Origin of the sequence: Paraburkholderia sp. 40 (genome assembly GCF_050434105.1) — a bacterium.
Lineage (GTDB): Bacteria > Pseudomonadota > Gammaproteobacteria > Burkholderiales > Burkholderiaceae > Paraburkholderia > Paraburkholderia tuberum.
The window spans coordinates 243086-267025 of the sequence record NZ_JBNPVY010000001.1; the positions used below are offsets into that span (position 1 = coordinate 243086).

At 61.4% G+C, this 23940-nt stretch carries 25 protein-coding genes; 6 read left to right on the forward strand and 19 right to left on the reverse strand.

Going from position 1 to position 23940, the window contains the following annotated elements:
- Positions 1–165: 165 nt before the first annotated feature.
- The 6 genes from OKW28_RS01190 to OKW28_RS01215 all read right to left on the reverse strand — a co-directional run bounded on the left by OKW28_RS01190 (position 166) and on the right by OKW28_RS01215 (position 5849).
- The gene (locus tag OKW28_RS01190; RefSeq protein WP_429443198.1) at positions 166–1287 is read right to left on the reverse strand and encodes an NADH:flavin oxidoreductase; all 1122 of its coding nucleotides are present in this window, start codon (positions 1285–1287) and stop codon (positions 166–168) included.
- Positions 1288–1377: 90 nt separating this feature from the next.
- Positions 1378–1935: an isochorismatase family protein gene (locus OKW28_RS01195; RefSeq protein WP_429443200.1), complete on the reverse strand. Its 558-nt coding sequence runs from the start codon at positions 1933–1935 to the stop codon at positions 1378–1380.
- A 143-nt stretch (positions 1936–2078) separates the two neighbouring features.
- Positions 2079–2993, reverse strand: a complete 915-nt coding sequence (locus tag OKW28_RS01200; RefSeq protein ID WP_131315405.1) for an alpha/beta hydrolase — start codon at positions 2991–2993, stop codon at positions 2079–2081.
- A gap of 162 nt (positions 2994–3155) precedes the next feature.
- Positions 3156–3983: an oxidoreductase gene (locus OKW28_RS01205; RefSeq protein ID WP_429443202.1), complete on the reverse strand. Its 828-nt coding sequence runs from the start codon at positions 3981–3983 to the stop codon at positions 3156–3158.
- Between the two features lie 17 nt (positions 3984–4000).
- The gene (locus OKW28_RS01210; RefSeq protein ID WP_131315403.1) at positions 4001–4804 is read right to left on the reverse strand and encodes an SDR family oxidoreductase; all 804 of its coding nucleotides are present in this window, start codon (positions 4802–4804) and stop codon (positions 4001–4003) included.
- Between the two features lie 16 nt (positions 4805–4820).
- The gene (locus OKW28_RS01215; protein ID WP_429443204.1) at positions 4821–5849 is read right to left on the reverse strand and encodes an alpha/beta hydrolase; all 1029 of its coding nucleotides are present in this window, start codon (positions 5847–5849) and stop codon (positions 4821–4823) included.
- Positions 5850–5958: 109 nt separating this feature from the next.
- On the opposite strand from OKW28_RS01215, the gene OKW28_RS01220 reads away from it, so the two are divergent.
- On the forward strand, positions 5959–6891 hold the full coding sequence (locus tag OKW28_RS01220; protein ID WP_429443206.1) for a LysR family transcriptional regulator: 933 nt from the start codon (positions 5959–5961) through the stop codon (positions 6889–6891).
- Positions 6892–7153: 262 nt separating this feature from the next.
- Here OKW28_RS01220 and OKW28_RS01225 read toward each other — a convergent pair whose 3' ends face one another.
- Entirely contained in the window at positions 7154–7408 is a 255-nt protein-coding gene (locus OKW28_RS01225) for a hypothetical protein (RefSeq protein WP_429443208.1), read from the reverse strand.
- Between the two features lie 60 nt (positions 7409–7468).
- Between OKW28_RS01225 and OKW28_RS01230 the strand changes: the two genes are divergently transcribed.
- Both OKW28_RS01230 and OKW28_RS01235 read left to right on the forward strand, forming a co-directional pair.
- Positions 7469–7678, forward strand: coding sequence for a phage integrase family protein (locus OKW28_RS01230; protein ID WP_429443210.1), 210 nt, complete (start codon positions 7469–7471; stop codon positions 7676–7678).
- Positions 7675–8109: a hypothetical protein gene (locus tag OKW28_RS01235; RefSeq protein ID WP_429443212.1), complete on the forward strand. Its 435-nt coding sequence runs from the start codon at positions 7675–7677 to the stop codon at positions 8107–8109. Before OKW28_RS01230 ends, OKW28_RS01235 begins: the two co-directional genes overlap by 4 nt.
- Before the next feature lie 265 nt (positions 8110–8374).
- On the opposite strand, the gene OKW28_RS01240 is transcribed toward OKW28_RS01235, so the two are convergent.
- Positions 8375–10315 carry an AMP-binding protein gene (locus tag OKW28_RS01240; protein WP_429443276.1) on the reverse strand — a complete coding sequence of 647 codons (1941 nt, stop codon included), beginning with the start codon at positions 10313–10315 and terminating at the stop codon, positions 8375–8377.
- A gap of 421 nt (positions 10316–10736) precedes the next feature.
- On the opposite strand from OKW28_RS01240, the gene OKW28_RS01245 reads away from it, so the two are divergent.
- Both OKW28_RS01245 and OKW28_RS01250 read left to right on the forward strand, forming a co-directional pair.
- On the forward strand, positions 10737–11933 hold the full coding sequence (locus OKW28_RS01245) for an acetyl-CoA C-acetyltransferase (protein WP_429443214.1): 1197 nt from the start codon (positions 10737–10739) through the stop codon (positions 11931–11933).
- Between the two features lie 72 nt (positions 11934–12005).
- Positions 12006–12407 (forward strand): hypothetical protein, encoded by a 402-nt coding sequence (locus OKW28_RS01250; protein WP_429443216.1) that lies wholly within the window; start codon positions 12006–12008, stop codon positions 12405–12407.
- Between the two features lie 275 nt (positions 12408–12682).
- Here the strand turns inward: OKW28_RS01250 and OKW28_RS01255 are convergent, their stop codons facing one another.
- Genes OKW28_RS01255 through OKW28_RS01280 form a run of 6 tightly spaced genes read right to left on the reverse strand, consistent with a single transcriptional unit; the run spans position 12683 to position 18723 of the window.
- Positions 12683–14092, reverse strand: coding sequence for an MmgE/PrpD family protein (locus OKW28_RS01255; RefSeq protein ID WP_429443218.1), 1410 nt, complete (start codon positions 14090–14092; stop codon positions 12683–12685).
- Positions 14093–14131: 39 nt separating this feature from the next.
- Positions 14132–15286 carry a CoA transferase gene (locus tag OKW28_RS01260; protein ID WP_131315399.1) on the reverse strand — a complete coding sequence of 385 codons (1155 nt, stop codon included), beginning with the start codon at positions 15284–15286 and terminating at the stop codon, positions 14132–14134.
- Complete coding sequence (locus OKW28_RS01265; RefSeq protein ID WP_429443220.1) at positions 15279–16505, reverse strand: CaiB/BaiF CoA transferase family protein; 1227 nt, start codon at positions 16503–16505, stop codon at positions 15279–15281. Before OKW28_RS01265 ends, OKW28_RS01260 begins: the two co-directional genes overlap by 8 nt.
- Before the next feature lie 52 nt (positions 16506–16557).
- Entirely contained in the window at positions 16558–16977 is a 420-nt protein-coding gene (locus OKW28_RS01270) for a Zn-ribbon domain-containing OB-fold protein (RefSeq protein WP_429443222.1), read from the reverse strand.
- A 25-nt stretch (positions 16978–17002) separates the two neighbouring features.
- Positions 17003–18214 (reverse strand): thiolase family protein, encoded by a 1212-nt coding sequence (locus OKW28_RS01275; protein WP_429443224.1) that lies wholly within the window; start codon positions 18212–18214, stop codon positions 17003–17005.
- A gap of 11 nt (positions 18215–18225) precedes the next feature.
- Complete coding sequence (locus OKW28_RS01280; protein ID WP_131315396.1) at positions 18226–18723, reverse strand: MaoC/PaaZ C-terminal domain-containing protein; 498 nt, start codon at positions 18721–18723, stop codon at positions 18226–18228.
- A 60-nt stretch (positions 18724–18783) separates the two neighbouring features.
- Between OKW28_RS01280 and OKW28_RS01285 the strand changes: the two genes are divergently transcribed.
- A complete protein-coding gene (locus tag OKW28_RS01285) occupies positions 18784–19197 on the forward strand; it encodes a hypothetical protein (RefSeq protein WP_429443227.1) in 414 nt (137 codons plus the stop codon).
- A gap of 115 nt (positions 19198–19312) precedes the next feature.
- Here the strand turns inward: OKW28_RS01285 and OKW28_RS01290 are convergent, their stop codons facing one another.
- The 5 genes from OKW28_RS01290 to OKW28_RS01310 form a co-directional block, all read right to left on the reverse strand.
- Complete coding sequence (locus tag OKW28_RS01290) at positions 19313–21685, reverse strand: xanthine dehydrogenase family protein molybdopterin-binding subunit (protein ID WP_429443229.1); 2373 nt, start codon at positions 21683–21685, stop codon at positions 19313–19315.
- A gap of 58 nt (positions 21686–21743) precedes the next feature.
- Positions 21744–22256 carry a (2Fe-2S)-binding protein gene (locus tag OKW28_RS01295; protein WP_429443232.1) on the reverse strand — a complete coding sequence of 171 codons (513 nt, stop codon included), beginning with the start codon at positions 22254–22256 and terminating at the stop codon, positions 21744–21746.
- Between the two features lies 1 nt (position 22257).
- Positions 22258–23130 (reverse strand): FAD binding domain-containing protein, encoded by an 873-nt coding sequence (locus OKW28_RS01300; protein ID WP_429443234.1) that lies wholly within the window; start codon positions 23128–23130, stop codon positions 22258–22260.
- 51 nt (positions 23131–23181) lie between these two features.
- On the reverse strand, positions 23182–23757 hold the full coding sequence (locus OKW28_RS01305) for an isochorismatase family protein (protein ID WP_429443237.1): 576 nt from the start codon (positions 23755–23757) through the stop codon (positions 23182–23184).
- A gap of 53 nt (positions 23758–23810) precedes the next feature.
- The coding region (locus tag OKW28_RS01310) for an SDR family oxidoreductase (RefSeq protein WP_429443278.1) at positions 23811–23940 on the reverse strand (130 nt) is incomplete at its 5' end.

Sequence of the window (23940 nt, forward strand, 5' to 3'; positions counted from 1 at the left end):
CCGTGCGAGATCCAGTTGGATTGTTTGCAGCGAGGGGGCTTTCCCGGAGCTTGCGGATCGAGTACACCCGATAGTGCTTTCGGATGTACTCGATCCGCAAGCTTCAGGGCAAGCCAGGCGCCGGAGTCAGAACACGGTGGTGCGTCGTCCAGTCGTGGTACGGGTTCAGACCAGCTCGGCCAGCGCGGCCGCACTGAAACTGTTCAACTCGTCGTGTGCGCCGCCCAGCACTTTCGCTACCCACCGCGGATCGCCGAGCAGCGCACGGCCCACCGCGATCAGGTCGAATTCCTCACGTTCCATGCGCTGCACCAGGGCATCGAGGCTCGCCGGCGCCGCTGTTTCGCCGCTGAAGGAGGCCGTGAGATCGCTGCCCAACCCGACTGAACCAACGCTGATCGTGGCCGCGCCGGTGAGCTTCTTGGCCCAGCCCGCAAAGTTGAGGCCTGCCTCGCCGTCGATTTCGGGAAACTCCGGCTCCCAGAAACGGCGTTGCGAGCAGTGCAGGATGTCTACGCCGGCCTCGACCAGCGGAGTAAGCCACGCACCCATGCGCTCGGGCGTGTCAGCCAGGCGCACCGAGTAGTCCTGCTGCTTCCATTGGCTAAGGCGCAGGATGATCGGGAAGTCTTCGCCCACGGCTGCACGCACGGCTTTCACCACCTCCGATGCGAAGCGCGAGCGCTCCTCGATGGTGCTGCCGCCATACCTGTCGGTGCGCTGGTTGCTACCGGCCCAGAAGAACTGGTCAATGAGATAGCCATGCGCGCCATGAATCTCGGCTACGTCGAAACCCAGACGTTTGGCATCCGCCGCCGCGCGCCCGTAAGCGGCGATGGTGTCGGCGATGTCCTCATCGCTCATCGCCTTGCCACGGCTGTCGCCCGGGCCGACCAGACCCGACGGGCTTTCCACGGGCACGCCCGGCTCCCATGCAGTCATCGGGCTTTTCAACGAGCCGACGTGCCAGATCTGCGGGCCCATCTTTCCGCCCGCGGCGTGGACCTCGTCGATCACATGCTTCCAGCCGTTCAGTGCCGCCGTCCCATGGAAAAGAGGGATGTTCGGGTCGTTGCTCGACGCGGGGCGATCGATCACGGTGCCTTCGGAAAGGATCAGGCCCACGTTGTTTTCGGCGCGGCGCCGGTAATAGGCCGCGACGTTCTCGCCAGGGACTCCTTCGGGAGCGAATGAGCGCGTCATGGGTGCCATGACGATGCGATTTTTCAACGTCAGGGACTTGAGCTTGAACGGCTGGAACAACGGCGCGACTGAGAGCTTGTTCATGAGGGAAACTCCTGAAAATAATATTGCGTATCTATGTGATGCCATCTATGCGGTCAACGGTCGCAGCGCGCCCGGGCCTGGCGCAAGCGCTCAGCCGAGCAGTGCACCGATAGCCTTCAAAACAGCAGCGCTATCCGGCGAGGAGAATGTCTCGAGCAGACTCGTCGAGAGCGTGAGCGTCGAGGAGATAACCGCGCCGGCCGCGCGCATCTGTTCGATGGCCGCAGTTTCGGTGCGCTCGCTCCATCCACCGCAAGCGTCGATCATTACGTGCACTTCGTAGCCGGCGTTTCGTGCACCTAAAACAGCATTGAGGACAACGATTTCGGTCAGGACACCGCCGACCACGAGCACCGGTCTCTTCAGCGCGCTGATATGTTGAACGGACTCCGCGTGGCCAAATAGATGCGGCCCATTGCGGGTGGCCATCGTCGCAGAAAGCCCGTCGACCTCAAGTTCGGGGATGAGCTTCGTCTCCGAGCCGGTCGGTATGGTCGAGATAAATGCCGGTGCGCCAAAATCCCTGGCTAGCGTTGCCAATGCGCCCACCGATGTTTGAAGGCGCTCCAGCGGCAGAGTTTTCGCTGCAGGGATGACGTCGATCTGGAAATCGAGAAATAGAAAGGCGATGTCTTGCGCTTTAAGCATGAAACTACTCCGTGAATCGCAACCGGGACGAAGCGGACTGGCACTCACCATGCCGGCGCGGGTTGAACAACCGCGCCGGCATGGTGACGATAGTAAGAGGAGCCTGCGCCACCCTGGAACACTTTTGCGATGGCGCGGTCCGCTTAACTGAGATGCTGCTTGAAGAAGCTAACGAGCTTCACGGAGGCGGGATCGACATACTCGGGCTTGTCGTACAGGTCGACATGTGACGCGCCTTCGATCCAGAACAGCTCCTTCGGCCCTTTGGCCTTATCGATCGTCTCGACGCTGAAGCGCTGGGTATCGGCTTCGGTACCGGTGATCATCAGCAGCGGACGCGGCGCAATGAGATCGACGAGGGCATAGGAGTCGTACTGCGCGATCTTGTCGACGCTGCGCGGAACCCACTGATTGGTCGAGCGGGGATGCTGGCCACGCGGTGTGCGATAGTAGTCGTAGGCCTCGCGGAACATGCTCCTCTCGGGGAAGAACTTTGCCTGTTCGTCGGTCGCCGGCACGACCTGAGCCATGCGGACCGGCTCGCCTTTCGCTTCGTTGGTGCGATCGACAGCCGCCTCGTCGAGCTGCTTCTGCAGCACGTCCGGGCTTTGCTTTCCGTCCATGCCGTCACGCCAGAGGATGCCAACGCACGCGCCGACCACGGTGGCAACGGCCTTGATCCTGTGGTCGGTCTGAGCCGCGAACGGCACGTAGCCACCCGATGCGCAGATGCCGAGCGCGCCGATGCGTTGCGGATCGACTTCCGGCCGGATCGAGAGGTAAGAAACCGCGCTCTTGACATCTTCGGCGCGTTGGGTCGGATCTTCCAGCCCGCGAGGCAAGCCTTCGCTGTCACCCTGATAGGCCGCATCGAAAGTCAGAACGACGAAACCCTGCTTGACCAGGCGCTCTGCATAGTTGGACGGGCTCTGTTCCTTCACCGCGCCCATAGGGTGGCTGATGACGACGCCCGGCAGAGGACCGGATGCGTTTTCGGGAACATAGAGATGGCCGGCAATGCTCAGGCCGCTGCTGGGGAATTTGACTTCGTGTCGCATGACAGATTTCCTTCGTGGTTGAACGGATCAAACGGGTATCGCGGGCGGCCTCTGGATATAACTGACGACAATCCTCCAGAGGTTCCGCTATGACTCCTCGGCCAGTGCACGTTTTGCTTCCAATTGAGCAACTGGCCGATTCGTACGATTTCGTATTGCTGATTATTCTGAAAAGTCAGTCGAAACCGACACGCTGCGCCACTCGTCGGCCAGTTCGCGGTCCCGACCTGCGCGCCTGATCACGCCTTCGTAAGCATCGGTCCCGGCAGCCAGGCGGACCGGCGGCTCTTTCGACTGCACCAGCGCCACCACAACCTCGCCGAGCCTGGCGGGGTCTCCGGGCTGCCGGTAGTTCGCCTCGTCGAACCTGACCTGTAGGGTATTGCCATAAGCTTCGTAGTCGGGAATTGAGACATCGCCATGGAAAACCGATGTGGCATCAAGGAAGTCCGTACGGAAGGCACCTGGCTCGATCAGCGTCGCCTTGATGTCGAACTGCTCCAGTTCGCCGCTCAACCCTTCCGACCAGCCCTCCAGGGCGAACTTGGACGCACAGTAGATCGACGCCCCCGGCGTACTTAGAAGGCCGCCGATAGACGACACTGTGAGCACATGGCCCGATCGCTGCGCGCGCATGACCGGCAGGATCGCCCGGGTTACGGCGAACACCCCGAAGACGTTCGTGGCGAACTGCCTGTCGATTGCTGCGGCCGACAGCTGCTCGAATGCTCCCAGCTGACCGTAGCCGGCATTGTTGACGAGTACATCAATGCGCGTGAATTTCTGGACAGCCCTGTCAACGGCGGACCGGATCGAAAGCTCATCGGTGACGTCGAGCGGTAGCACCAGCAGTCGGTCTCCGGCGAGGACGGATTCGAGCTGTTGTGGTTTGCGCGCCGTGGCAACGACCTGATCCCCCGCCGCCAGGGCAGCACGGGCGATTTCAAGGCCGAATCCACGGCTGGCTCCGGTAATAAACCAGGTCTTCATTGGTGAGCTTCCCAAGGTCAAAGGGTTGAGCGGGTAATGGACTCGTTCTGCTTCCACGCATCAAGATGTTCCTGATAGCGCTTGCGCACAGAGTCGAGACCGTGTCCCACATAGAGGCGCACAGGTGCGTCCTTCGAGCCCGCGATGGATACGATTGCTTCACTGGCGCCGTCGAGGTTCCCCGGCGTGTAGTCGAATATCGCGCCACGCAGCTCAGCGGCAGGCGCATAAGCCTCGATCCTCTGTGCCGGGGCTTCGGCCTTGCTGCCAAGCTCCGTTTCGAAGTAGCCGGGCTCGACGATCGTGACCATGACACCAAGGTGCGCAAGGTCGAAGGCGAGAGACTCGCTATAGCCCTCGATCGCGAACTTCGAGGCCGCGTATGCGGGTATGAGGGGCATGGCGATCACCCCAGCGGCAGACGAGAAGTTGAGGATGTGGCCCGAACCCCGCGCGCGCATGCCGGGCAGGACAGCACGGGTCACGGCCAGCGTTCCGAACACGTTGGTCTCGAACTGGTCCCTGACCTGGTCGATCGTATGTTCCTCGAGGGTGCCTCCAAGCACCTTGGCCGCCGCGTTCACGAGCACATCGAGCGCACCGAAGCGCTGCTCGCTGCTGGCAAGTGCCTGATGGATGCTCGCTTCATCGCGCACATCCAGTCGCGTCACATGGACGTTGGACAGCTTCGCGAAGCTGAACGGCGCCTTGTTGATATCCCGCATCGTGGCAGTGACGTTCCAGCCCTTTTCAGCAAACTTGTGGACGAGGTTTTCGCCAAACCCCGACGCCGCGCCGGTAATGAGAACAGTCCTGGTCATTAAACTCTCCTGTGACTCAGATATTGGTTGCAGACCGTCTGCCGCCTCGTGCGGTCGACGGAAAGCGCCTTCTGGGGATCTGGCTGACGTGGCCCTCTCCCCGCGATGCCCGGCTCGCCACTTCCATCACAGGCAGCCTGCTCAAAAAGAACGGTGCGAGCACCGACACAGCTTCTTCAACAAACCTGCACACGTCGTACAGGTCCATATGATTGGCGCCCTCGACAACATGAAAAGATTTGTCTTTGCTTGCAGCACGATCGAACAGTTCTTCACTCATCCACCTGCTGCCCGCTTCACTGCCCGCAACGATCAACAGCGGTTGCGTCAGATAGATGTCGGCCAGGTGATAGGCGTCGTAGGTGACGATCTGGTTCAGGCTGCGTAGCGTGGCGAAACCCGGCGCCGTGGCGCACTCCGCGCGGACCGAGTGGTAGTACTCCCAAGCCTGACGCATCTCCTCGTTCGGGGCGTCCTGCTCCCGCAGGGGCGCAAGCGGCATCGTGGCCAAAGCCGCACCGCGGGCATCCATGGTTCGGGCGTTGGAGCCCGCTTCGATGTTTGGCAATGCGTCGATGGACTTTCCACTGTTGTCCCAGCCATTGCGGAACAGCGTACCGATGTTGACGGCACTCACGGTGCCGACGGCCTTGATCCGACGGTCCTGAATCGCGGCGCAGGCGGCATATCCGGCTCCCGCGCAGATGCCCATCGCCCCGAGGCGATTCATGTCGACGTACGGCAGCGTCGCCAGGTAATCGATCACCGCGCTGATGTCCTCGGTACGGATGTAGGGGTTTTCAAGCTGGCGCGGCTCGCCGGTACTCTCGCCCTGATAGGACGCGTCGTAGGCAATGGTCACGAAACCGTGCGCCGCAAGCTTCTTCGCATAGGTGCCCGCGGTTTGCTCCTTCACGCCGCCGCCCGGATGTGACACCACGATCGCCGGATACACACGGTTCTCGTCGAATCCTTCCGGAAAGTTGACCACCGCCGACATGGCGATCGCCTTGTTACACGAATTGGCGAACGTGACTTTGCCCACAATCAGGCTCCTCTTAATCTAGACCGGCGCTTCGGTTCAGGACCGACGCCATCCAATGTAGACCAGAAGGATTGGATTGATTAGACGCCCAATATCGATGGGGCCTATCATGCCTGTGATAAATCAATTCGATGCGGGAGAAAACCTTATGCGGCGGGACGAGATCGCGGATCTAACGGTGTTCGTAGTTGTGGCAGAAGAGCGCAGTTTCACGAAGGCGGCCACCCGCCTCGGTATGGCACAGTCTGCGCTTAGCCAGATCGTGCGTCGCACTGAAGAGCGCCTCGGCCTGCGCCTGCTCTCGCGCACGACCCGAAGCGTGGCCCCCACGGAAGCCGGTGAGCGGCTTCTCGCGACCCTCGGCCCCATGCTGCACGACCTGGACGCGGCAATCGCCTCATTGGGTGACCTGCGTGATCGTCCGTCTGGCACCATTCGGCTCACAACCGTGGAACACGCAGCCAAAACAATCCTCATTCCGGCAATGCGGCGGCTGCTTGTTGGAAACCCGGACATCAACGTCGAGGTCACAGTCGATTACGGGCTGGCAGACGTCGTGGCCGACCGCTTCGATGCCGGAGTACGCCTCGGCGGGGAGATCGCCAGGGACATGATCGCGATGCGGATTGGCCCCGACATTCCGATGGCGATCGTCGGTTCGCCGGAATACTTTCGCGACAGCCCAATGCCGACGTCACCGGCTCAACTGATCGACCACCGGGCCATCAATCTACGCCTGCCAACGTCGGGCACGGTAAACGCATGGCGACTGAAACGCGGAGGTCGCGAAGCACGTGTCCGGGTTGATGGTCAGCTTGTGCTGAATACCATCGATCTCATCCTTGATGCGGCGCTCGACGGCCACGGCCTTGCCTATCTGCCGCTCGACCAGGTCCAGCCCTGTCTCGACGCCGAGCGGCTCGTGAGGGTCCTGGGAAGGTTCACACCCGACCTGCCGGGATACCATCTCTACTATCCCCACCGGCGCCATGCATCGCCTGCTTTCAGGCTTCTCGTGGACGCCTTGAGATATCGGGGATAAAGGGCAACAAGCCGTACGACGGTCGCTGCGTGGACCCGCTGGACTTTGCGATAACAATCAACGAACTATGTGGACACAGTTCGACAGCCGACTGACGTTGACACGCGTGCGCTGCCGCCTGCTACCTAGCGCGACTGGCTGATGCCCACGCGCTGCGGCCCACTCGCTATGTGGTATTAGCGATATAGCTGCGTTTTTCGTTCAAGCGCGCAGCCTGGAAAACGCGTCACACCAAGCCTCACGTCATCCCATAAGCCGTTACCTATGCTGAGGAGATGCCCAACTCTTCCATACCACCATCGTAACCCGGCACCGCTTCCCTCTCCGCGCGTGGTACGACGGCGCTCGCGCGCGCGACGCGATCCTGCGATATTGTCCGCAGGCGCTCGATGGCAGCCCTTCGACGCGCGGTGCGATCGGTCGCATTCGCCGGCAGGTGGTCGGATTCGCCCTCAGCCGCCATCGCGCCGATCTCGCGGAGCCGTTTCAATGCGTGGCGGGCGAGCGTACTCGTCACCGCAGTGATGCGATCCGGGCGCTCGACGTCCTGCCGTTACTTCCGGTCCCGCGACCACTTGTGAGCGATGCGGTCGAATCCTGGCTCCCGCCCCGGGACATTCCGGTACTGCATCGGCACCGCATCCGGACGCTGGCCGACCTGACTGTCCGAGTTCCCCGCCGCCGGCGATGGTGGGTCGTGATCCCCGGTCTCGGTGAACGTAGTGCCCGGCGGATCGAAGCGTTCTTTGCCACACATCCTGCGCTCCCGAGCGCGCCCGCGCCTTGATCGTCACGGAAGCGGCCTCCCCCGTTACGCCATGGGAAAACATCCTCGTCCCGCACGAGGTGGACGGTTCATGCGGAATCTTCCGCGCGCCGAAGCAGGTATGCGCCATCGAGGCCGATAACGACTGGCTGGCAATCAACGCCTGGCTCGAACGCCACGAAGCGGTGGAGACCCGGCGTACCTATCGCCGGGAAGCGGAACGGTTGCTGCTGTGGGCGATTGTCGAGCGCGGCACAGCGCTATGCGCTGGCGAATCCGTTCGCGGGTTTGACGGTCAGGGGATCGCCGGTCGTGAAGGCACGAGAGACGTCCAGTTCGCCCGCGCGCTGCGACATGCGTCGATCACCACCACCTCGATCTACCTGGATCACGACGAAGTTCAGCGTACGCGACAGATCGAGCGCATTTTCGTGCAGAGACGATCGGCATGAGTTAACCCGAACGGCCACCGTGCCGGACATCGCGTATCCGCTACTGTTCATCCAAAATATCGCTGGAAATACTGCCGCGTGAACGCCTTGCGATGCTCCGCTGTCGTCCATGGATCCCGGCCTGGCGTCCACCCCTGGCTTTCAATGGGTGACACTTTTATTTCGTTCGCACTGGAAGCGAAAGTGTCACCGCGACGGCGCTTTACCGCACGCCACCGCGCCGTGGGCGGTGACACACTCATTGCGGTCTACGTGACAAGTGCGCTTAATCCTGCGCTGCCATCCGGATCTCATCGATTGCGGCCGGATTATCGAGCGACGACAGATCTCCAGGCGGCAGGCCGCAGTACACACTGCGTATGACGCGTCGCATGATCTTCGAACTGCGCGTCTTCGGCAATTGCCCGACCACATGGATCGCCGACGGCCGGAACGGACGCCCGAGCCGCCGATCCACGTGCCGCGCCACCGCTTCTTCGAGTTGCGGGAGAGAGCCGGCCGCCTGGGGCCCACAGACCAGGAACACGACGAGCTTCTGCCCCTTGACCGGGTCGTCGACACCGATTGCTGCTGCCTCAGCAACCTGCGCCAATTCGAGCAAGACCTCCTCGATTTCCGCAGGCCCCACCCGCTTCCCGGCCAGCTTGATGGTATCGTCGGAGCGTCCCAGCATGAACCAGTGACCGTCTTCGCGATGCATGGCGAGGTCGCCGTGCAGCCAGATGCCGGGTACGGTCCGCCAATAGGAGTCAAGATAGCGCTCGTCGTCCTTCCAGAACGACTGTGTCATGCCGACGAACGGCTTCCGAACAGCCAGTTCGCCGATCTGACCGATCAGCGGTTCTCCGACTGGACCCACGACATCAACCGCAACGGATGGGGACGCCGTATTGAAGCCACTCGGAACTATCGGCTTGACGATGACGCTCGATAGCAGCGCGCCAGATACCTCGGTGCCGCCTGTATAGTTGATGACGGGACGCCGCCCCGAGCCGAACGCCTGCTGGAACCACACAAAGTGTTCCGGATCAATACCCTCTCCCGCTGTAATCAAAAGACGCACAGTGGACAGATCGCCTTGCGTGGCGAGTCCGGCATTGGCAGAGAGGCCGCGGATCAGCGTCGGCGCCGAGCCGAAGTGCGTGACGCGATGACGCTCAATCAGCCGTGACATACGCGACCAATCGGGAAAATCCGGCGCGCCGTCGTAGCAGACCAGTGTAGCCCCGCGCAGCAGCGCGCTCGACATCACGAGGCTCCCAGCAATCCAGCCGATATCGGCTGGCCAGCAAAAAACATCGCCTTGTTTGACGTTGAAATGTATCGCTGAGTCGTGCGCAATCTTGAGCGGAAAGCCACCATGCGTATGAACCGCACCTTTAGGCTTGCCCGTCGTACCCGATGTATAGATGACCATGAAAGGGTCTTCGGGCGACATGCGCTCAGGTGCGACCGCTGGTTGTGCGTCGGCGACGGCATGCCAGTCGAGTACGCTGTCGTTGAACGTCAGCGATTCATTCGCGCCCTTCCAGACGACCATTTCCAACGCACTTAGCCGCGAGGTGGCCTCGTTGACGAGCGTGCATGTGTCCACCCATTTGCCGCGGCGCGAAAACCCGGTTGTCGCAATGAGCACACGAGCGGAACATGATGACAGGCGTGACACGATCGCATCGACACCGAAGCCGCTGAACAGTGGCACCACGATCGCACCGAGCCAGGCGACCGAAAGCAACGTGATGGTTGCCTCGACGCCGTTCTCCATCAGCAGGCCGACACGGTCACCTCGCCGTACGCCCTTTGCCTTCAGGCCCGCTGCGAATGACGCGACCCGCTTTGCGAGGTCGCGATAGGTCAACTGCTCTATCGAACCGTCCTCGCGCTCGGCGACAACCGCAAGCTGTCCTGCGGTGTCTGGATCGCTTGCCCATTTGAGGACTGAGTTCACCCAATTCAATTGTCCGCCGCGAAACCATTTTGGAAACTCCGGCCCCGCGGATGCGTCCAGAAAGGTGTCGTAGCCAACGTCCCATACGATTCCGCAAAACTCGACAACGGCTTTCCAGTACGCGTCGGGCTGGTCGTTCGAAAACGCTAGCAGCTCGTCATAGTGGTCAAGACCCAATCGTTCGAGCAAAATCTTCACGTTCGCGGAGCCGATATCATCGGCCGTTGGTTGCCATTCATGTCTCATGAGATCACTCATCGATGTTCCGCGCAGATTGATAGATGTTCTCGGTGCACGGACGAGAGAGAACGCTGGTTGACTGTTGCAACACAAGCATTGCCTCCGTCCCGCATTTAGTCAACTTCTAACTCATCGTGAATTCCAGGCATAGGCAAGTCAACGCATCGCCGGAGCAGGTTCCGTACAAAGAAACAATTGGAATCGGCCGGTCTGGGACGCGGAGGCACAACACTCGGCGACATCGCATAAGGGATCACCCGAGGACCGAAAAAGATGCTGTCAGAGTACGGAAATGTTTTGCTCTTCGCGTTGACCGGATGTTGATCATTTCGCAATCTTTCAATGCCGTCCACAAAGCCGGTCGCGCTGAGCAGCAGATCTTCGGTCACGGTCAACGGATTGAGGCATACGTCGATAAATGAAGAAGCGAGGAGATTTGATGAGACGAGCAGCGATCGTGGCACCCGTGCGCACGCCAGTCGGAAGTTTTGGAGGCAGCCTGCGCGACGTTCCAGTCGAAGCGCTAACGGATTCCGTCATCAAGGCCGTACTTGCGCGCACCCGGATCGACCCGTCTCGCGTCGACGACCTGGTTTTTGCCCAGTCCTATGCCAACAGCGAGACGCCCTGCATTGGGCGCTGGGCAGCGCTGCATGCCGGGTTGCCGATCAATGTGCCGGGCTTCCAGATCGATAGACGCTGCGGCGGTGGACTGCAGGCCGTGGTGACCGCAGCGATGATGGTACAAAGTGGCGCGGCCGATGTAGTGCTCGCCGGCGGGGTCGAGAGTATGAGCAACATCGAGTATTACACGACGGATATGCGCTGGGGCAAGCGTTCGGGATCGGTGCGGTTACATGACCGTCTCGAGCGCGGCCGCGAGCGATCTCAGCCTGAGGAACGTTTCGGCTATATCTCCGGGATGGTGGAGACGGCTGAAAATCTCGCTCGTGAATACGGCATCACGCGTGCGCAAGCCGATGCCTTCGCTGCGTCTAGTCACCAACGCGCGGCTGCCGCATGGCAGGCAGGGAAATTCGATGAGGAAATCGTGCCCGTTGCCGTGCCGCAAAGGAAAGGCGAACCCATCGCATTCACGAGAGACGAAGGCATCCGCGCTGACACTACCGCCGACACGCTGGCCAGGCTCAGGCCACTTCTTAAAGACGGCACGGTCACGGCCGGGAATGCCAGTCAGCAGAACGACGCCGCAGCAGCCTGTCTGGTCGTCGCCGAGGACAAGCTCGACGAACTCGAACTGTCACCGCTCGGCTATCTCGTCGGTTGGGCCGCCGCCGGCTGTGAGCCGGCAAAGATGGGAATCGGACCCGTTCCCGCCGTCGAGCGTCTTCTCAAACGTACCGGCTTTTCATTCGACCGGATCGATCTGGTCGAACTGAATGAGGCATTTGCTGTGCAGGTCCTGGCCGTGCTAAAGGGCTGGAACTGGAACGAGCCGGAGCGTTTGAATGTCAACGGCTCCGGCATTTCCCTAGGCCATCCGATTGGCGCCACTGGCGTGCGAATGCTGGCCACGCTGCTCTACGAGTTGCGTCGGCGCGGCGGGCGCTACGGGCTCGAGTCGATGTGTGTCGGTGGTGGTCAGGGGCTGGCGGCGATCTTCGAAGCCGCTTGACTGACGATACCCTCGACATTCAAACGAAAGACAGCCGTTGCTGCAGAGCACCCCGCAAACCCCGAGTCGCATATGAGCGTCGCCAAGATGACCGCAATGTGCGCTGCCTCGGCGGCCTCGGCCTTTGGAAACGAACGATCCGCATCAGCGACCCTCGACGATCGAGAACGAATTCCGATCGCATATCGGATCCACTTTGTCGCAGCTATTTTCAGTTGGCCGTTTCACAATGAAAGCTGGTTCGGAGTAGATATGAACGACTCGGCACATAGCACCACAAACGTCAGGAGCAATCGCGACCAGCCACAATCGAGGCACCGGCGGCCCGAGCGTCCTCTGATCAGCGAGGATGTTTGCTGGTATCTACTCGGGCTTCTGTCGGCCGCCTGTTCTGTCGCGTACCTCGACGTTCGAACAATCGAACTGATCAACGACTGCCTGCCTGTTTCCCTTCTTCGCGAGCGCGATCTCTAACGCCAATCACGTGTAGGAGTCGATGCGGGTGCCGCATCGTTCCCGAGGCACAGGAGTCAGTCGGCGGACGCCGGTAGGTTTCTCGTCGTACGCGCCGGGTCAAACGGTGGCGCATACGTACGCTGAGGCGACGTCAGTCATCGACCGCCACAGTTTGGTTCAATGCGGGTTTACTGTTGGGAGCCCACTGCGGACGATATTACGAAACCTTGTGCGCCACTCGCAAGCGCGGGCGGCGCACAAGGTTCCTTCAGGGCAACTTCAAGCCACGGCGGTCAGGCGCTTGCAAGCGAGCGGATAGCCGCGGAGAATTCTCCAACTTCAACGTTCTCGAGATTCTGCACGACGTCCCAGAACTTGCGCACCTCGACTTCACTCGGGCGGCGCTGCGCCAGAGCCGCGCAGTCGATGAACTTGCGCAGAAGGAGCTCGTCTGAAATCGGGAAGTCTGGATGCCCGATGCCGTGACGCACCTGGTGACGGAATTTCTGGCCGTTCTTCAGATGCACTTCGACGTCGCCACCCTCGACCGTGCCTTCGGACAGAGATTCGTCGGCCTGCCAGGTCACACGGTCGGCCAGCGCGAGGACGCGTGCGTCGCGCATGCCTTCATCGGAGAACGCGGCCAAAGGCACACTGCCGTGGGCCAATGCAACACCGGCGCAGAAGGGTAGCGCACATAGCGCGTCCATCCGTACGGTCGGGCGTCGCCGTGCCTCGCCCGGTTCGCAGAATCGGAGATTCGTATCGCCCACGTGAAGCACTACCTTTTCGATCGAATCGAGATCGATGCTCTGCCGCTCGCGCACTTCGATCAGTGCCTGCAGCGTCGCATGTGTCTCGCGCGCCGATGGCCACGCCTTGATCGAAATCCGCTCCGCCGTGTAGCGCTGGCCCAGTTCGCCTACGAGGCGCTCGCGGTCATATTCGCCCCGGAAAAAGGCGCCGTAGAAGCCGTACTTGCCCTCGAAAGCGGCGGCGTCGCCGCGCAGGCCAGCCCTGGCCATATAGGAAGCGGTCACGCCGTTGCGCGCACCGAAGCCGTCACGAAACCCCCGCACGTCGGAGCCCGGGCCGTGATGGCACTGCAAGGTCGTGCCGGTCTGGTGCAGCGTCAGGCCGTAGGCCGACTGCAATTGCTCTGCATCAAGGCCCATCACCCGCGCGGATGCCGTCGTCGAACCCCAGATCGCCACCACTGCCGGCCAGATCCAGACATAGTCATATAGCGATCCCTTGATGGCGAGCCCAACCCGGCACACAATTTCGTTGCCCAGCAAGACCGCTGAGAGCAGCTCGCGTCCCGTACACCCGGGTACTTCCTCTGCCGCGGCCAGCGCCCCGCCGAACGAATTGCTCGTCGGGTGCGCCACCGCTTCGTCATGCACATCGTCGAAGTCATACTGGTGGGCCATCGCCGCATTTGCGAACGCGGCGTGAGGCGCCGGCAGGCGTACGTCGTGCCCGATTACAGTGCCGGATGGCGTGCCGCCCCAGCGTGAGAGCATCCGCACGATGCGCTGCGCGTTGGCGTCCGGGCCGCCGCCGGCGAGCATGACGCCCACCGTGTCGAAAATGGAGCGCTTCGTGCTGGCAATCGCCTTGGCCGGCAGATCCTCGAAGCGCGTCGTAGTAACGAACTCGGCGAAAAGGCGGCTCGCGTCGGGAGCTTCGTTGTTGCTCATGTGGAATCCTCGCTTGAAATTGAAGAGGTATGCAGGCCGTTACTTCACCCGCGCCGCTTCCAGCAGTGCATGCATCCGGTCGTTGTCCTGACCGATATTCGGGGCGGACGCGAGCGGCGGCGGGCGTTGGCCGTCGAACGACAACGGCACGCCCACGCACTCGATCTCGTCGGGCGACGGCTTGCCCAGGATCCCCAGCGCCTTCGTCTGCTCGTGCGCGAACAGTTCGGCCGTGGTCTGGATCGGTGCCGACGCGACGCCATAGGCTTCAAGTTGCTTCTTCCAGTATGCCCGCGTGTCGGTGGCAAGCCGATCGCCGATGAGTCCATCGATCTCCGCCCGGTTTTGCAGGCGCGCCGCATTCGTCGCGAATTTCGGATCCGTTGCCCATTCAGGGTGACCGAGTGCCTCGCTCAGCTTCCCGAACAGGCGATCATTCGCGCAGCTAACGATGAGATAGCCATCCTTCGTGGTGAATGCGCGATGCGGCACGATGAATGCGATACCCGAGCCGTGGCGACTGCCTGGCTCGCCGTCGGTGGCGTAGTTCGCGATGCCGACCGACATCCAGGCAATGGCCGTTTCAAGCAGCGAGGAATTGACGGTAGCGCCCTTGCCGGTGACTTTGCGGCGGTAAAGCGCAGAGAGGATACCGATCACCGCCCACATACCCGTTCCGAAGTCCACGATGGAAACACCGGCACGTGACGGAGCTTGCCCATTCTCGCCGGTGAGACTCATGATCCCGGAGAAAGCCTGCATTAGCGGATCATAGCCGGGTTCTTTGTTCATCGGGCCGACATGCCCGAACGCACCGACCTCACAGCAGATGAGTTCCGGCTTGCGAGCCCGCAGACTTTCGGGGTCCAGGCCGTATTGACCCGCTGAGCCCGGCCGCAGATTGTGCGTAAATACATCCGCATGCTGGAATATCAGGTCCTTGAGCATTGCCAGTTGCGCGGGATCCTTGATGTCGATGCAGATCGAGCTTTTGCCGCGATTGAGTGCATGGAATGCAGCGCCGCTGCCGTTCCATTTGCTCGGCCCCCAACCGCGGGATGCATCGCCACCGGGCCGCTCCACCTTCCACACCTGCGCGCCGAGGCCGGCGAGCGTCTGGCCACCAAACGGCAGCGATGCGTTGTCGCTCAACTCGACGACGACAACGCCGGACAGGGGCAACTCATCATGCATGATTCAACTCCTGGTTCGAATTTTGGATTTCTGCGCGAGCGCCGCCGTCTCGGAGGGCAGCGTCGACCTCTTGCTGCGTGAGCCCGTATTCCAGCAGTACCTCAACAGTATGTTCGCCGAGGCGCGGCGCGGGATACCGCACCTCAGGCTTGCTCTCGCTCCATTGCTGCGCGATCCCCAGCGTACGGATCGGCCCTTCGGTGGGGTGCTCCTGCATCTGGAAGAACCCCACTGCCTTCATGTGCTCATCGTCCAGAAGCGTTTCCGGCGTGTTCATCTTCACAATGGGAATGTCGGCTTCTACGAGCAGCTTTACCCACTCGTCGGTCGACCTGGTCTCGAAGGTCTGCGCAAGGAACTCGAACAGCTCGACGACGTGCTGCATCCGCGCGGCCAGCGATGCATAACGGGGATCGGCTGCCATTTCAGACCGGCCGGCCATCTCGAAGAAGCGTTGCCAATGGCGGTCGGTGTACACGCTCACGCCGACATGGCCATCGAGCGTGCGGTACGGCTTGCGCTCAGGGCTCATCATGCGTTCGTAGCCCCAGTCGCCAATGGGCGGTACGAATGTGTGGCCGTACAGATGATCGCCCAGCACGAAATGCGCGAACGTTTCGAACATGGGTACCTCAACGGCCTGCCCGCTGCCTGTCCGCTCCCGATAGTAGAGCGCCATGGCAATCGCCTGGGTCATCGCCATGCCCACAACGCGATCGGCGAAGGCAGCTGCCACATACTGCGGCGGACCCGATTTGCGTGCCTGCAGCAGGGGCATGCCGACCGCTGCCTGCATCAGGTCGTCATACGCGGGACGATCCGCATATGGCCCGCGCTGGCCAAAGCCGAAGGCACCACAGTAGATCAGGCGCGGGTTCGCATCACGCACTTGCTCATAGGCGAGGTCGAGCTTGGCCATCGTCTTCGGCCTCAGGCTGTACATGAGGACATCCGACGTCGACACCATGCGCTTCAAGGCAGCAAGACCGCTGTTTTTCTTCAGGTCTAGCACGACGCTGCGCTTGTTACGGTTCGCGTGCAGGAAGGTGACGCTCATGCCTTTGTTGCGCCCAGGTCCGACCGAGCGCGTGGAATCACCTTCCGGAGATTCGATCTTGCACACGTCCGCCCCCATGTCGGCCAGCAACAGCGAGGCATAGGGACCCATGATGTTGGACGTCAGGTCAAGAACGCGTACGCCCGAGAGTGGTCCGGACATTCTCATTACTCCAGTTTCAACTTGACGGATGGCACCAGCGGCATCGGTCAGCTCACGGCACCAGTGAGAAAACCGGAAGCGTCTGCTCGCCGCGCCTGATGAAGTGCACCTGCACGCTCTTGCCTACTGCGATTGACTCCGGAGCTCCGTCGATCTGGGTGAACAGAAAATAGCCTTCCACCATCTGCACGAAGCCGACGGTGTACGGCACGATCGAGGCCCAGACCGGCGTTGGACCGCGCATGACGGTGCTGAACGAGTAAACCGTTCCGCGGCCGCTCGAATCCTTCCATTCGAGCGAGCCTGATCCGCAATGCGGGCAATACCAATGCGCTGGCCAAACAGGTTGATCGCAGCTCGCGCAGCGCTGGTACTTGAGTTGCTCTTCCTGCAGCGCTTCCCAGTAGGGCTGTGCATCGAGCAGGCGGTAGGGCTGGGGCCAGCCGTTGGTGGAATGCATTTCAGTGCTCACGCTGTGCTCCTTGTTCGCGGGCCGATCACGTGTTGGAAGAAAGAATGGTCACGCTCCCGGCGGCCAGCATGCCGCCCGAGCCCTGAACCAGCACGGTGCGCGGGCGCTTGCCCGGTACAAGGCCCAGTGCTTGCCCGCGCAGTTGACGGATGGCCTCGACGTAGCTGTCCATATTGCAGGAGATGCCTGGCTGACCGAAAGACAGCCAGCCTCCATTCGTGTCGGTCGGCAAGTCGCCGTCGACGCCCGTGCGTCCTTCCCGGTAGAGGCTGATGCCCTGCCCTTTCTTCGCGAAACCGAGGTCTTCCATGATGATTGGCCCCATGTGCGCAAAGTTGACCGATATCTGCGCCATCTCGATATCAGTGGGAGCAAGCTTCGACATCGCGTATGCCTGGCGTGCAGCTTCGGCCGTGGCTGTGTAGGTGAGATTCGGAAATGGGCCGAGCGCTTCATATCGACAGTGCGGCATGTTCACGCGATCGCCAAGGTACTCATGCGTGGTCGCTGACCCGTAGCCCATCACGTATACCGCATCGCGGGCCTTCTTCGCGTTTTCCACGGAGGTGACCACCAACGCCCCCCCCGTGCCGCCGCCCCAGGTCGAACACATCCAGCGTCGCAAAGGTGTGGCCACATACGGTGAACCCAGGACTTTGGCGCGATCGATCTCGCCAAACCGGGCCTTGACCGCATGCGGGTGATGCACCGCCCACCTCTGGTTTGCAATCGCGACGTCGGCAAGATCCTCCTCTGTCACGCCGAACTCATGGAAGTAGCGGCAAGCGGCCTGCGCATAGAGCGACGGGATCGTCGGACCGTAGGGAATCTCGAACTGCGGATCGGCATCCGCCTCAGCGCCCATTGCTACGGCATCGACGAAAAGCTCCGTGGCGTCGCTTTGCAGGCACAGCACGTACTGGGCACGACCTGCCGCGATCATCTGCGACGCCATCGCAACCGTTGCATTCAGTCCTGCACCGTGCATCGTTATCTCGCTGGTGATCGTCACTGGCATGTGCATGTGCGAGCAGAAGATGTTGCTCCACTGGGAGCGCTTGTCGGCCCAGGGCGAACGCCCGGTGAACACCGCATCAACCTGGCCTTTCCCGATGCCCGCATCTGCGAGCGCCTTGTGCGTGGCTTCGGCGGCAAGTTGCAGGGGATCCTTGCGCTCGCGCACGGATGCGTAAGCATCTCCCATCCCGACGATCGCGGCTTGTGGCTTGGGTGTCATACGTCGGCCCCTCAGTCCTTAACTTCAGGCAGCGAAAGGCTGACCAGCGCATCGAGGTCCTCGCGGCGCCGAAGCATCAGCAGACTCCACTCACCTTTCTGGACGACGACTCCCTCCTGATTGACCGCCTTCATCAGAAACTTGATCACGCCGTACTTGTCATCCTTCTCCTTCTTGCCGATGACTTCACATACTGCGTAGATGGTGTCCCCGATGAAGACCGGCGCGAGGAAACGCATGTTGTCGATGCCGTAATTCGCCTGGATCCCGAGGCCAAACTGAATGAGGCCGGTGACAATGGAGTATGTGAGCGATCCCTGCACCAGTCGCTTGCCGAACCGAGTCTTCGATGCGTATTGGACGTTGGAATGGATCTCGATCCAGTTGCCGGTAAACGCACAGAAGTTGACCACATCCGTTTCCGTCACGGTTCGGCCTCCCGAACGAAAGACTTGCCCAACCTCGAGCTCGTCGTAAGTCTGGTCGATGCGGTTGTTGGTCTTGCTCATGTCTTAGGTTCCTTTCGTAGTATTGAAGATGGAGCTCGGGGGAAGCATCATGGATCGGCGATGGTGGCGATAGGAGCATGGGACAAGTTCAGCCGCATGTCGTCTCCCTGGGTTTTTACGTCGATCAGGTTTGATCTGTCGTTGATGAACAGCGTAGAAAATTCAAGCTCCAGATCCAAGTTGCGAATTTGGAAGATGCGATTCTCGGCCTGCGAATCCTATATGGGCGGATGCGTGCAATGCGTCTACCGGGTTGTCATGGACGACCAGCGCGGCTGCGCCACAGCAACGTACCGCACGTCGGTTCACGATGAAACCAACCGTCGCAGCCTCGCATGCTGCCGCATCATGTCCGCACCGTCCTCGCTGGTCATCATTGCGGGGGCGCTCGTGTTCACTGCCGTAATCCGAGACATGGTGGTGGCGCCGATCACCCGAGCCGCTCGACGCCGCGCACGCGTAACCGCGCGTTGACGCGGGCCATCTCGTCCGTTCCGTCTTGCAAGTACCGACCTGATGCCAAAGGGGCATCCCCGCCGACCGGTAATCCGGCCTCAAAACCTGTAGCGCATGCCAACAGCAGAACCGATCAGGTTCCTGCGACATTGGCTGTTGGGGAGCCGTTCTCCACCGCGTGGCCGATCAGCGCTAACACGCGAGGCGGGGTAAGCGGGGTCTCGAGCACTTCCGCCCGGAAGGGGCGAAGCGCATCTTCCACAGCCGAAAGCAACGCTGCGCCAAGGCCGATGTGGCAACCTTCGCCCACGCCCTTCGTGCCCAGCGGCGTAAGTGGCGATGGGGTTTCGATATGCAGAACATCGATCTCGGGCACCGTCGCGATGTGAGGGATCTGGTAGTCGCCAAGGGTGCGAGTCAGAAGTCTCGAAGCTTCGTCATGGACAATCTGTTCCAGCAGCGTGCCGCCCAGAGCCTGAACCGCGCTGCCTCGTAGCTGGTTGTCCACGATGCCCGGATTGATGAGCCGCCCGGCGTCATGCGCAACCCAGATCTTCCTCACCTCCACCTGGCCCGTGCGTGCGTCCACTTCGACGAGACAGCCAATGGCCCCGCAAGCGTGCGTCGGATAGAGCCGAAGCCGCCCAAACTCGTCAGGGACCCAGTTGACATCCGGACTCGCATAGGTGGCGCTCGCCTCCAATAACGGATCAGATACGCCCGGCAACATGGCGTAAGGGCCGGGCTCGAAGTACGTTCGCCTCGCTACTTCCGCGATCCGCATCGCCTTGTCGGTATTCCTGACCCACGCCACGCCATCAGCCAGCTCGATGTGCTGCGGTGCCGCGTCGAGCGCGATGCCGGCCGCCATCGCGAGCTTCTGTCTGACCTCGGTGGCCGCCTTATGGATGGCACCGACACCGAAGGTAGCGCCGCGGCTCGCAAATGCGCCCTGGCCATATGGAACAGACTCGGTATCACCCCAGCGCATACGAACGTCGCCCGGCTCGAGCCCGAGGCAATCAGCGACCACCTGCGCATAGGTCGTCTCGATACCCTGCCCAATAGACTGCATGCCCGTGAGAGCAGTCGCTGTGCCATCGGGATGAAGCCGCACGGTGGCGCTCTCTATCCCGCTGAAGATTGACATAGGGATAGCGCCACCCGAGGGTTCGAGCGTCGAGACCACGCCAAACCCGAGGTAGCGCCCTTCTGCATGGGCTTGCTGCTGTTGCTCGCGCAGGTCAGGCAACGACATTCGTTTACACAACAGGTCGAGGCATGCCGCGAAGCTTCCGCTTTCGATGACCGGCCCGGTACAGATCTGATGAGGAAAGCTCACCGGCAAATTGCGGCGGCGAAGCTCGACCGGATCGATGTTCAATGCAGCGGCCGCCTTGTCCATCAACCGTTCGATGACCTGGTTGGCGATGTCCTTGCCCATCCCTCGGTAGGCACCGTAGGGAGCCTTCGTCGTCAGCAGGCCACGAGCGCTCACTTCGTAGGCGTCGACGAGGTACGGCCCGGGTGCGTAAATGGCGCCGATGATTGCTCCTGCCGCACCGTTAGCGCGAGCGACTCCATCACAGCCGAGATCGATCAGCAGGCGATCGCGCATGCCGAGGATGGTCCCGTCCGAGCGGAGCGCGAGTTCGCCGCGATGCACGTAGCTGCGCGAGCCGACCGGTGCCGCGAGCAGCCATTCTTCTCGCGTCTCTGCCCACTTCACGGGGCGAGCGGCCAGCATCGACAACAGAATCGGGACAACGTCGGCATCAGGCTGTGCCTTCGATCCATACCCGCCGCCGACATCAGTCGCCAGCACACGGACCGATGACTCGGGCAGACGGAACATCTGCGCAAAAAGCGAACGCATCTGGTGCGGGATCTGAGTGGCAAGGCGCACGGTCAGCGAGCGCCTCGCGGGTTCGAATTCCGCGACGACTGCACGAGGCTCGAGTGGCATCGCGCTGTAGCGATGGACGGCGACGCGCGCTTTGACGATCGTATCGGCTCGCGCAAAGGCCCCGTCAACATCGCCGATGGAGAAGTCGTAACGAAGCTGCACGTTGTCCGGCCAGTTCTCGTAGACCTTCGTCGATACTGGTGACGGACCCTTGCCCCAATCGATGGCCTCTTCCGGATCGAGCGCGACAGGTTCAAGCACCTCATAGACGACCTCGATCGCCTCGAGGGCATCTTCGGCCAGATAGCGGTCGATGGCGGCGACTGCCGCGACTGGCTCTCCTTCGTAGACGACCTTGTCGACAGCGAGTCCATAGACCGTGGGAATCACAATGCCAGGGAGCGAGAAGGTGGCGGGCAACGGCGTCCAATGCTCGCGCGCCTCTGCGCCGCTGATTGCGATAGCGACACCCGGTATCGCCCGAGCCCGCGATACGTCGACACTGACGATGCGCGCGTGCGGGTGCGGGCTGCGCAAAATCGCACAATGCAGCGCGCCGGGCGGCTCGACGTCGTCCGCAAAGAGACCTGTGCCAGTCACAAGCCGCTCGTCTTCCTGCCGAGGGATCGGCCGGCCTACCCAACTCCGCTTCACTCGCTCAGCGCTCATCGCACCCGTCCCCAATGTCGCTCGCTCCAGCAGCGCGCTGAGACGCAACGCTGCGCACAGCCTTCACGATGTTGGCATACGAGCCGCATCGGCAGAGATTCCCGATCAGGCCACGGCACACGGCTTCGTCCGTCAACGGCGTTTCGCGCTCAATCATGGCCGCCGCCGCGACAACAAAGCCCGGTGTGCAGTATCCGCACTGGACCGCCTGCGCGTCGATGAAGGCTTGTTGAACCGGATGAAGGCGACCAGGCTGGCCGAGCCCCTCGACGGTGGTCACATCGGCATCGTCGATCTGCACCGCGAGCATCAGGCAGCTCTTGATCGGCGCCCCGTCGAAGAGCACCGTACATGCCCCGCACACACCGTCGTCACATCCGACGTGAGAACCCGTCAGCCCGAGGTCGCGACGGAGAAAGTCCACCAGCAACAACCGCGGCTCAATCTGCCAACGCCCCCGCTTGCCGTTGACACAGGCTTCGATCTCGACCTGCGATGGCATGTCATTCCTCCTGAGCTGGCGCTTCGGGACTGCGCCCCGTAGCGCACCGGTCGAGCGCCTGGGCGATAAGAACCGAGGCAATGCGCGCCCGGTACGCCGCATCACCTCGAAGATCCTCGAACCGTAGACAATCCGTCTGGAATTCGTCGATCGCTTGACGGATGCGGTGTTCGGTCGCCCGCCCCGTGCGCGCAAGCTCCTCAATCGTCACTGCACGCCATGGTATGTCGAACAAACCTCCGACCGCGATTCGAGGTTCACGACCCGCCGCGCCAGGCACAACGGCGACATTCACGATCGGTGTTCCGTTGAGTTGGGGCGCGAGCTCGAGATAGACCCCCTGCGCGTGTTCCGGCGTGTGCCGGATACGCAATCGAATCAGAAGTTCATCCGCTCGCCGGCTCGACTGACGAAAGCCCGTGAACATGTCCGCTACCGGACAATCGCGAACGCCGCCGGTGTGAACCAACACGGCCACGGCGTCCAGTGCAACGAGCGCCGTGGCCAGGTTGGCTCGTGGATCCGCGAAGCAGATGTTCCCGCCGATGGTGCCCCGGGCCCGCACCTGAATGTCGCCGAGACGTCTCGCTGCGCAGGCGAGCAGCGGGACTCTGGATTGAACGAGTGGATGGTCTGCGATGTCCTGGTGGCGGGTCATTGCTCCGATGAACAACTCCTCCGCCTCATTTGTCGTGATGCCCGCGAGTTCGTCGATTCGATTGAGGTCGATAATCCGCTTGGGCCGCACGATGCGCAGCTTGAGTAGCGGGACCAGGCTCTGGCCTCCCGCGAGCACCGTCCCTCCTGCCGTGAGCGCTTCGCATGCCTCAGCGACAGATGCCGGCCGCACGTAGTCGAAGGATGCCGGTCTCATTTAGCGTCCCAATTCCGTGTACCAGTCGTAGTCAAAGATCCATCCGAGCGTTCAAGCGCCGATCATTTTATAGATCACTTCGACGGCATCGCGTCCGGGCGGCTCCGTGAAGTCCCCTGCCAATTCGCCAGCCAACGAGACGACAGATGTCATCACTGCGCCGGCGGCTTCAAAGCGACGGAACGCTGCATCTTCGGAACGAACGGAAAGCCCGCCGCAAACATCGACCACGACATAGACCTTGTAGCCATGGGCGATTCCGGACAGGGCAAGCCAGTACAGGCAGATTTCCGTCGCCACGCCACAAACGATCAACGTCTTGCGACCAGTGTCTTCGATCGCTCTACGGAATGCTTCGTTTGCGAATGAATCTGGCGTGGTGCGCAGGAACTTGTCATACTGAGTGCGCGTGCCATCAATTTCTGGAATGATCTCAGGTAGCCCGCCATCGCTCTTCGGGATCGTCATGGCCAGCGTTGGTATATTGAAAATTTCGCCGAGTCGGGCTAATCCCCAGGCAGATCGTTTGAGACTCTCGGTTGAAACCGTCAAAGGTAATTCCGCGATCCCGACCTGAAGATCACCGAATATCAAAACAGCCTCGTCAGGTCGAATTTTTGATTCCATAACCGCTCCGTTCCAATGAATGTTTGAAGCCACCAGTAAGGCCGCGCAGCACGTCAGCAGGCCATACCGCCATCTACTGCAAATTCACCGCCAGTAATGAAGCTCGCCGAATCCGATGCGAGGAATGCAACCGTGCTGGCCACGTCCTGAGGTTTCCCGATTCGTCCGAGAGGCGTCATGGCC

Coding starts and splice junctions, on each gene's coding strand:
- OKW28_RS01190 (WP_429443198.1), bottom strand. CDS start 1,287: ATGAACAAGCTCTCAGTCGCGCCGTTGTTCCAGCCGTTCAAGCTCAAG.
- OKW28_RS01195 (WP_429443200.1), bottom strand. CDS start 1,935: ATGCTTAAAGCGCAAGACATCGCCTTTCTATTTCTCGATTTCCAGATC.
- OKW28_RS01200 (WP_131315405.1), bottom strand. CDS start 2,993: ATGCGACACGAAGTCAAATTCCCCAGCAGCGGCCTGAGCATTGCCGGC.
- OKW28_RS01205 (WP_429443202.1), bottom strand. CDS start 3,983: ATGAAGACCTGGTTTATTACCGGAGCCAGCCGTGGATTCGGCCTTGAA.
- OKW28_RS01210 (WP_131315403.1), bottom strand. CDS start 4,804: ATGACCAGGACTGTTCTCATTACCGGCGCGGCGTCGGGGTTTGGCGAA.
- OKW28_RS01220 (WP_429443206.1), top strand. CDS start 5,959: ATGCCTGTGATAAATCAATTCGATGCGGGAGAAAACCTTATGCGGCGG.
- OKW28_RS01240 (WP_429443276.1), bottom strand. CDS start 10,315: ATGAGTGATCTCATGAGACATGAATGGCAACCAACGGCCGATGATATC.
- OKW28_RS01245 (WP_429443214.1), top strand. CDS start 10,737: ATGAGACGAGCAGCGATCGTGGCACCCGTGCGCACGCCAGTCGGAAGT.
- OKW28_RS01250 (WP_429443216.1), top strand. CDS start 12,006: ATGAGCGTCGCCAAGATGACCGCAATGTGCGCTGCCTCGGCGGCCTCG.
- OKW28_RS01255 (WP_429443218.1), bottom strand. CDS start 14,092: ATGAGCAACAACGAAGCTCCCGACGCGAGCCGCCTTTTCGCCGAGTTC.
- OKW28_RS01260 (WP_131315399.1), bottom strand. CDS start 15,286: ATGCATGATGAGTTGCCCCTGTCCGGCGTTGTCGTCGTCGAGTTGAGC.
- OKW28_RS01265 (WP_429443220.1), bottom strand. CDS start 16,505: ATGTCCGGACCACTCTCGGGCGTACGCGTTCTTGACCTGACGTCCAAC.
- OKW28_RS01275 (WP_429443224.1), bottom strand. CDS start 18,214: ATGACACCCAAGCCACAAGCCGCGATCGTCGGGATGGGAGATGCTTAC.
- OKW28_RS01280 (WP_131315396.1), bottom strand. CDS start 18,723: ATGAGCAAGACCAACAACCGCATCGACCAGACTTACGACGAGCTCGAG.
- OKW28_RS01285 (WP_429443227.1), top strand. CDS start 18,784: ATGGTGGCGATAGGAGCATGGGACAAGTTCAGCCGCATGTCGTCTCCC.
- OKW28_RS01295 (WP_429443232.1), bottom strand. CDS start 22,256: ATGCCATCGCAGGTCGAGATCGAAGCCTGTGTCAACGGCAAGCGGGGG.
- OKW28_RS01300 (WP_429443234.1), bottom strand. CDS start 23,130: ATGAGACCGGCATCCTTCGACTACGTGCGGCCGGCATCTGTCGCTGAG.
- OKW28_RS01305 (WP_429443237.1), bottom strand. CDS start 23,757: ATGGAATCAAAAATTCGACCTGACGAGGCTGTTTTGATATTCGGTGAT.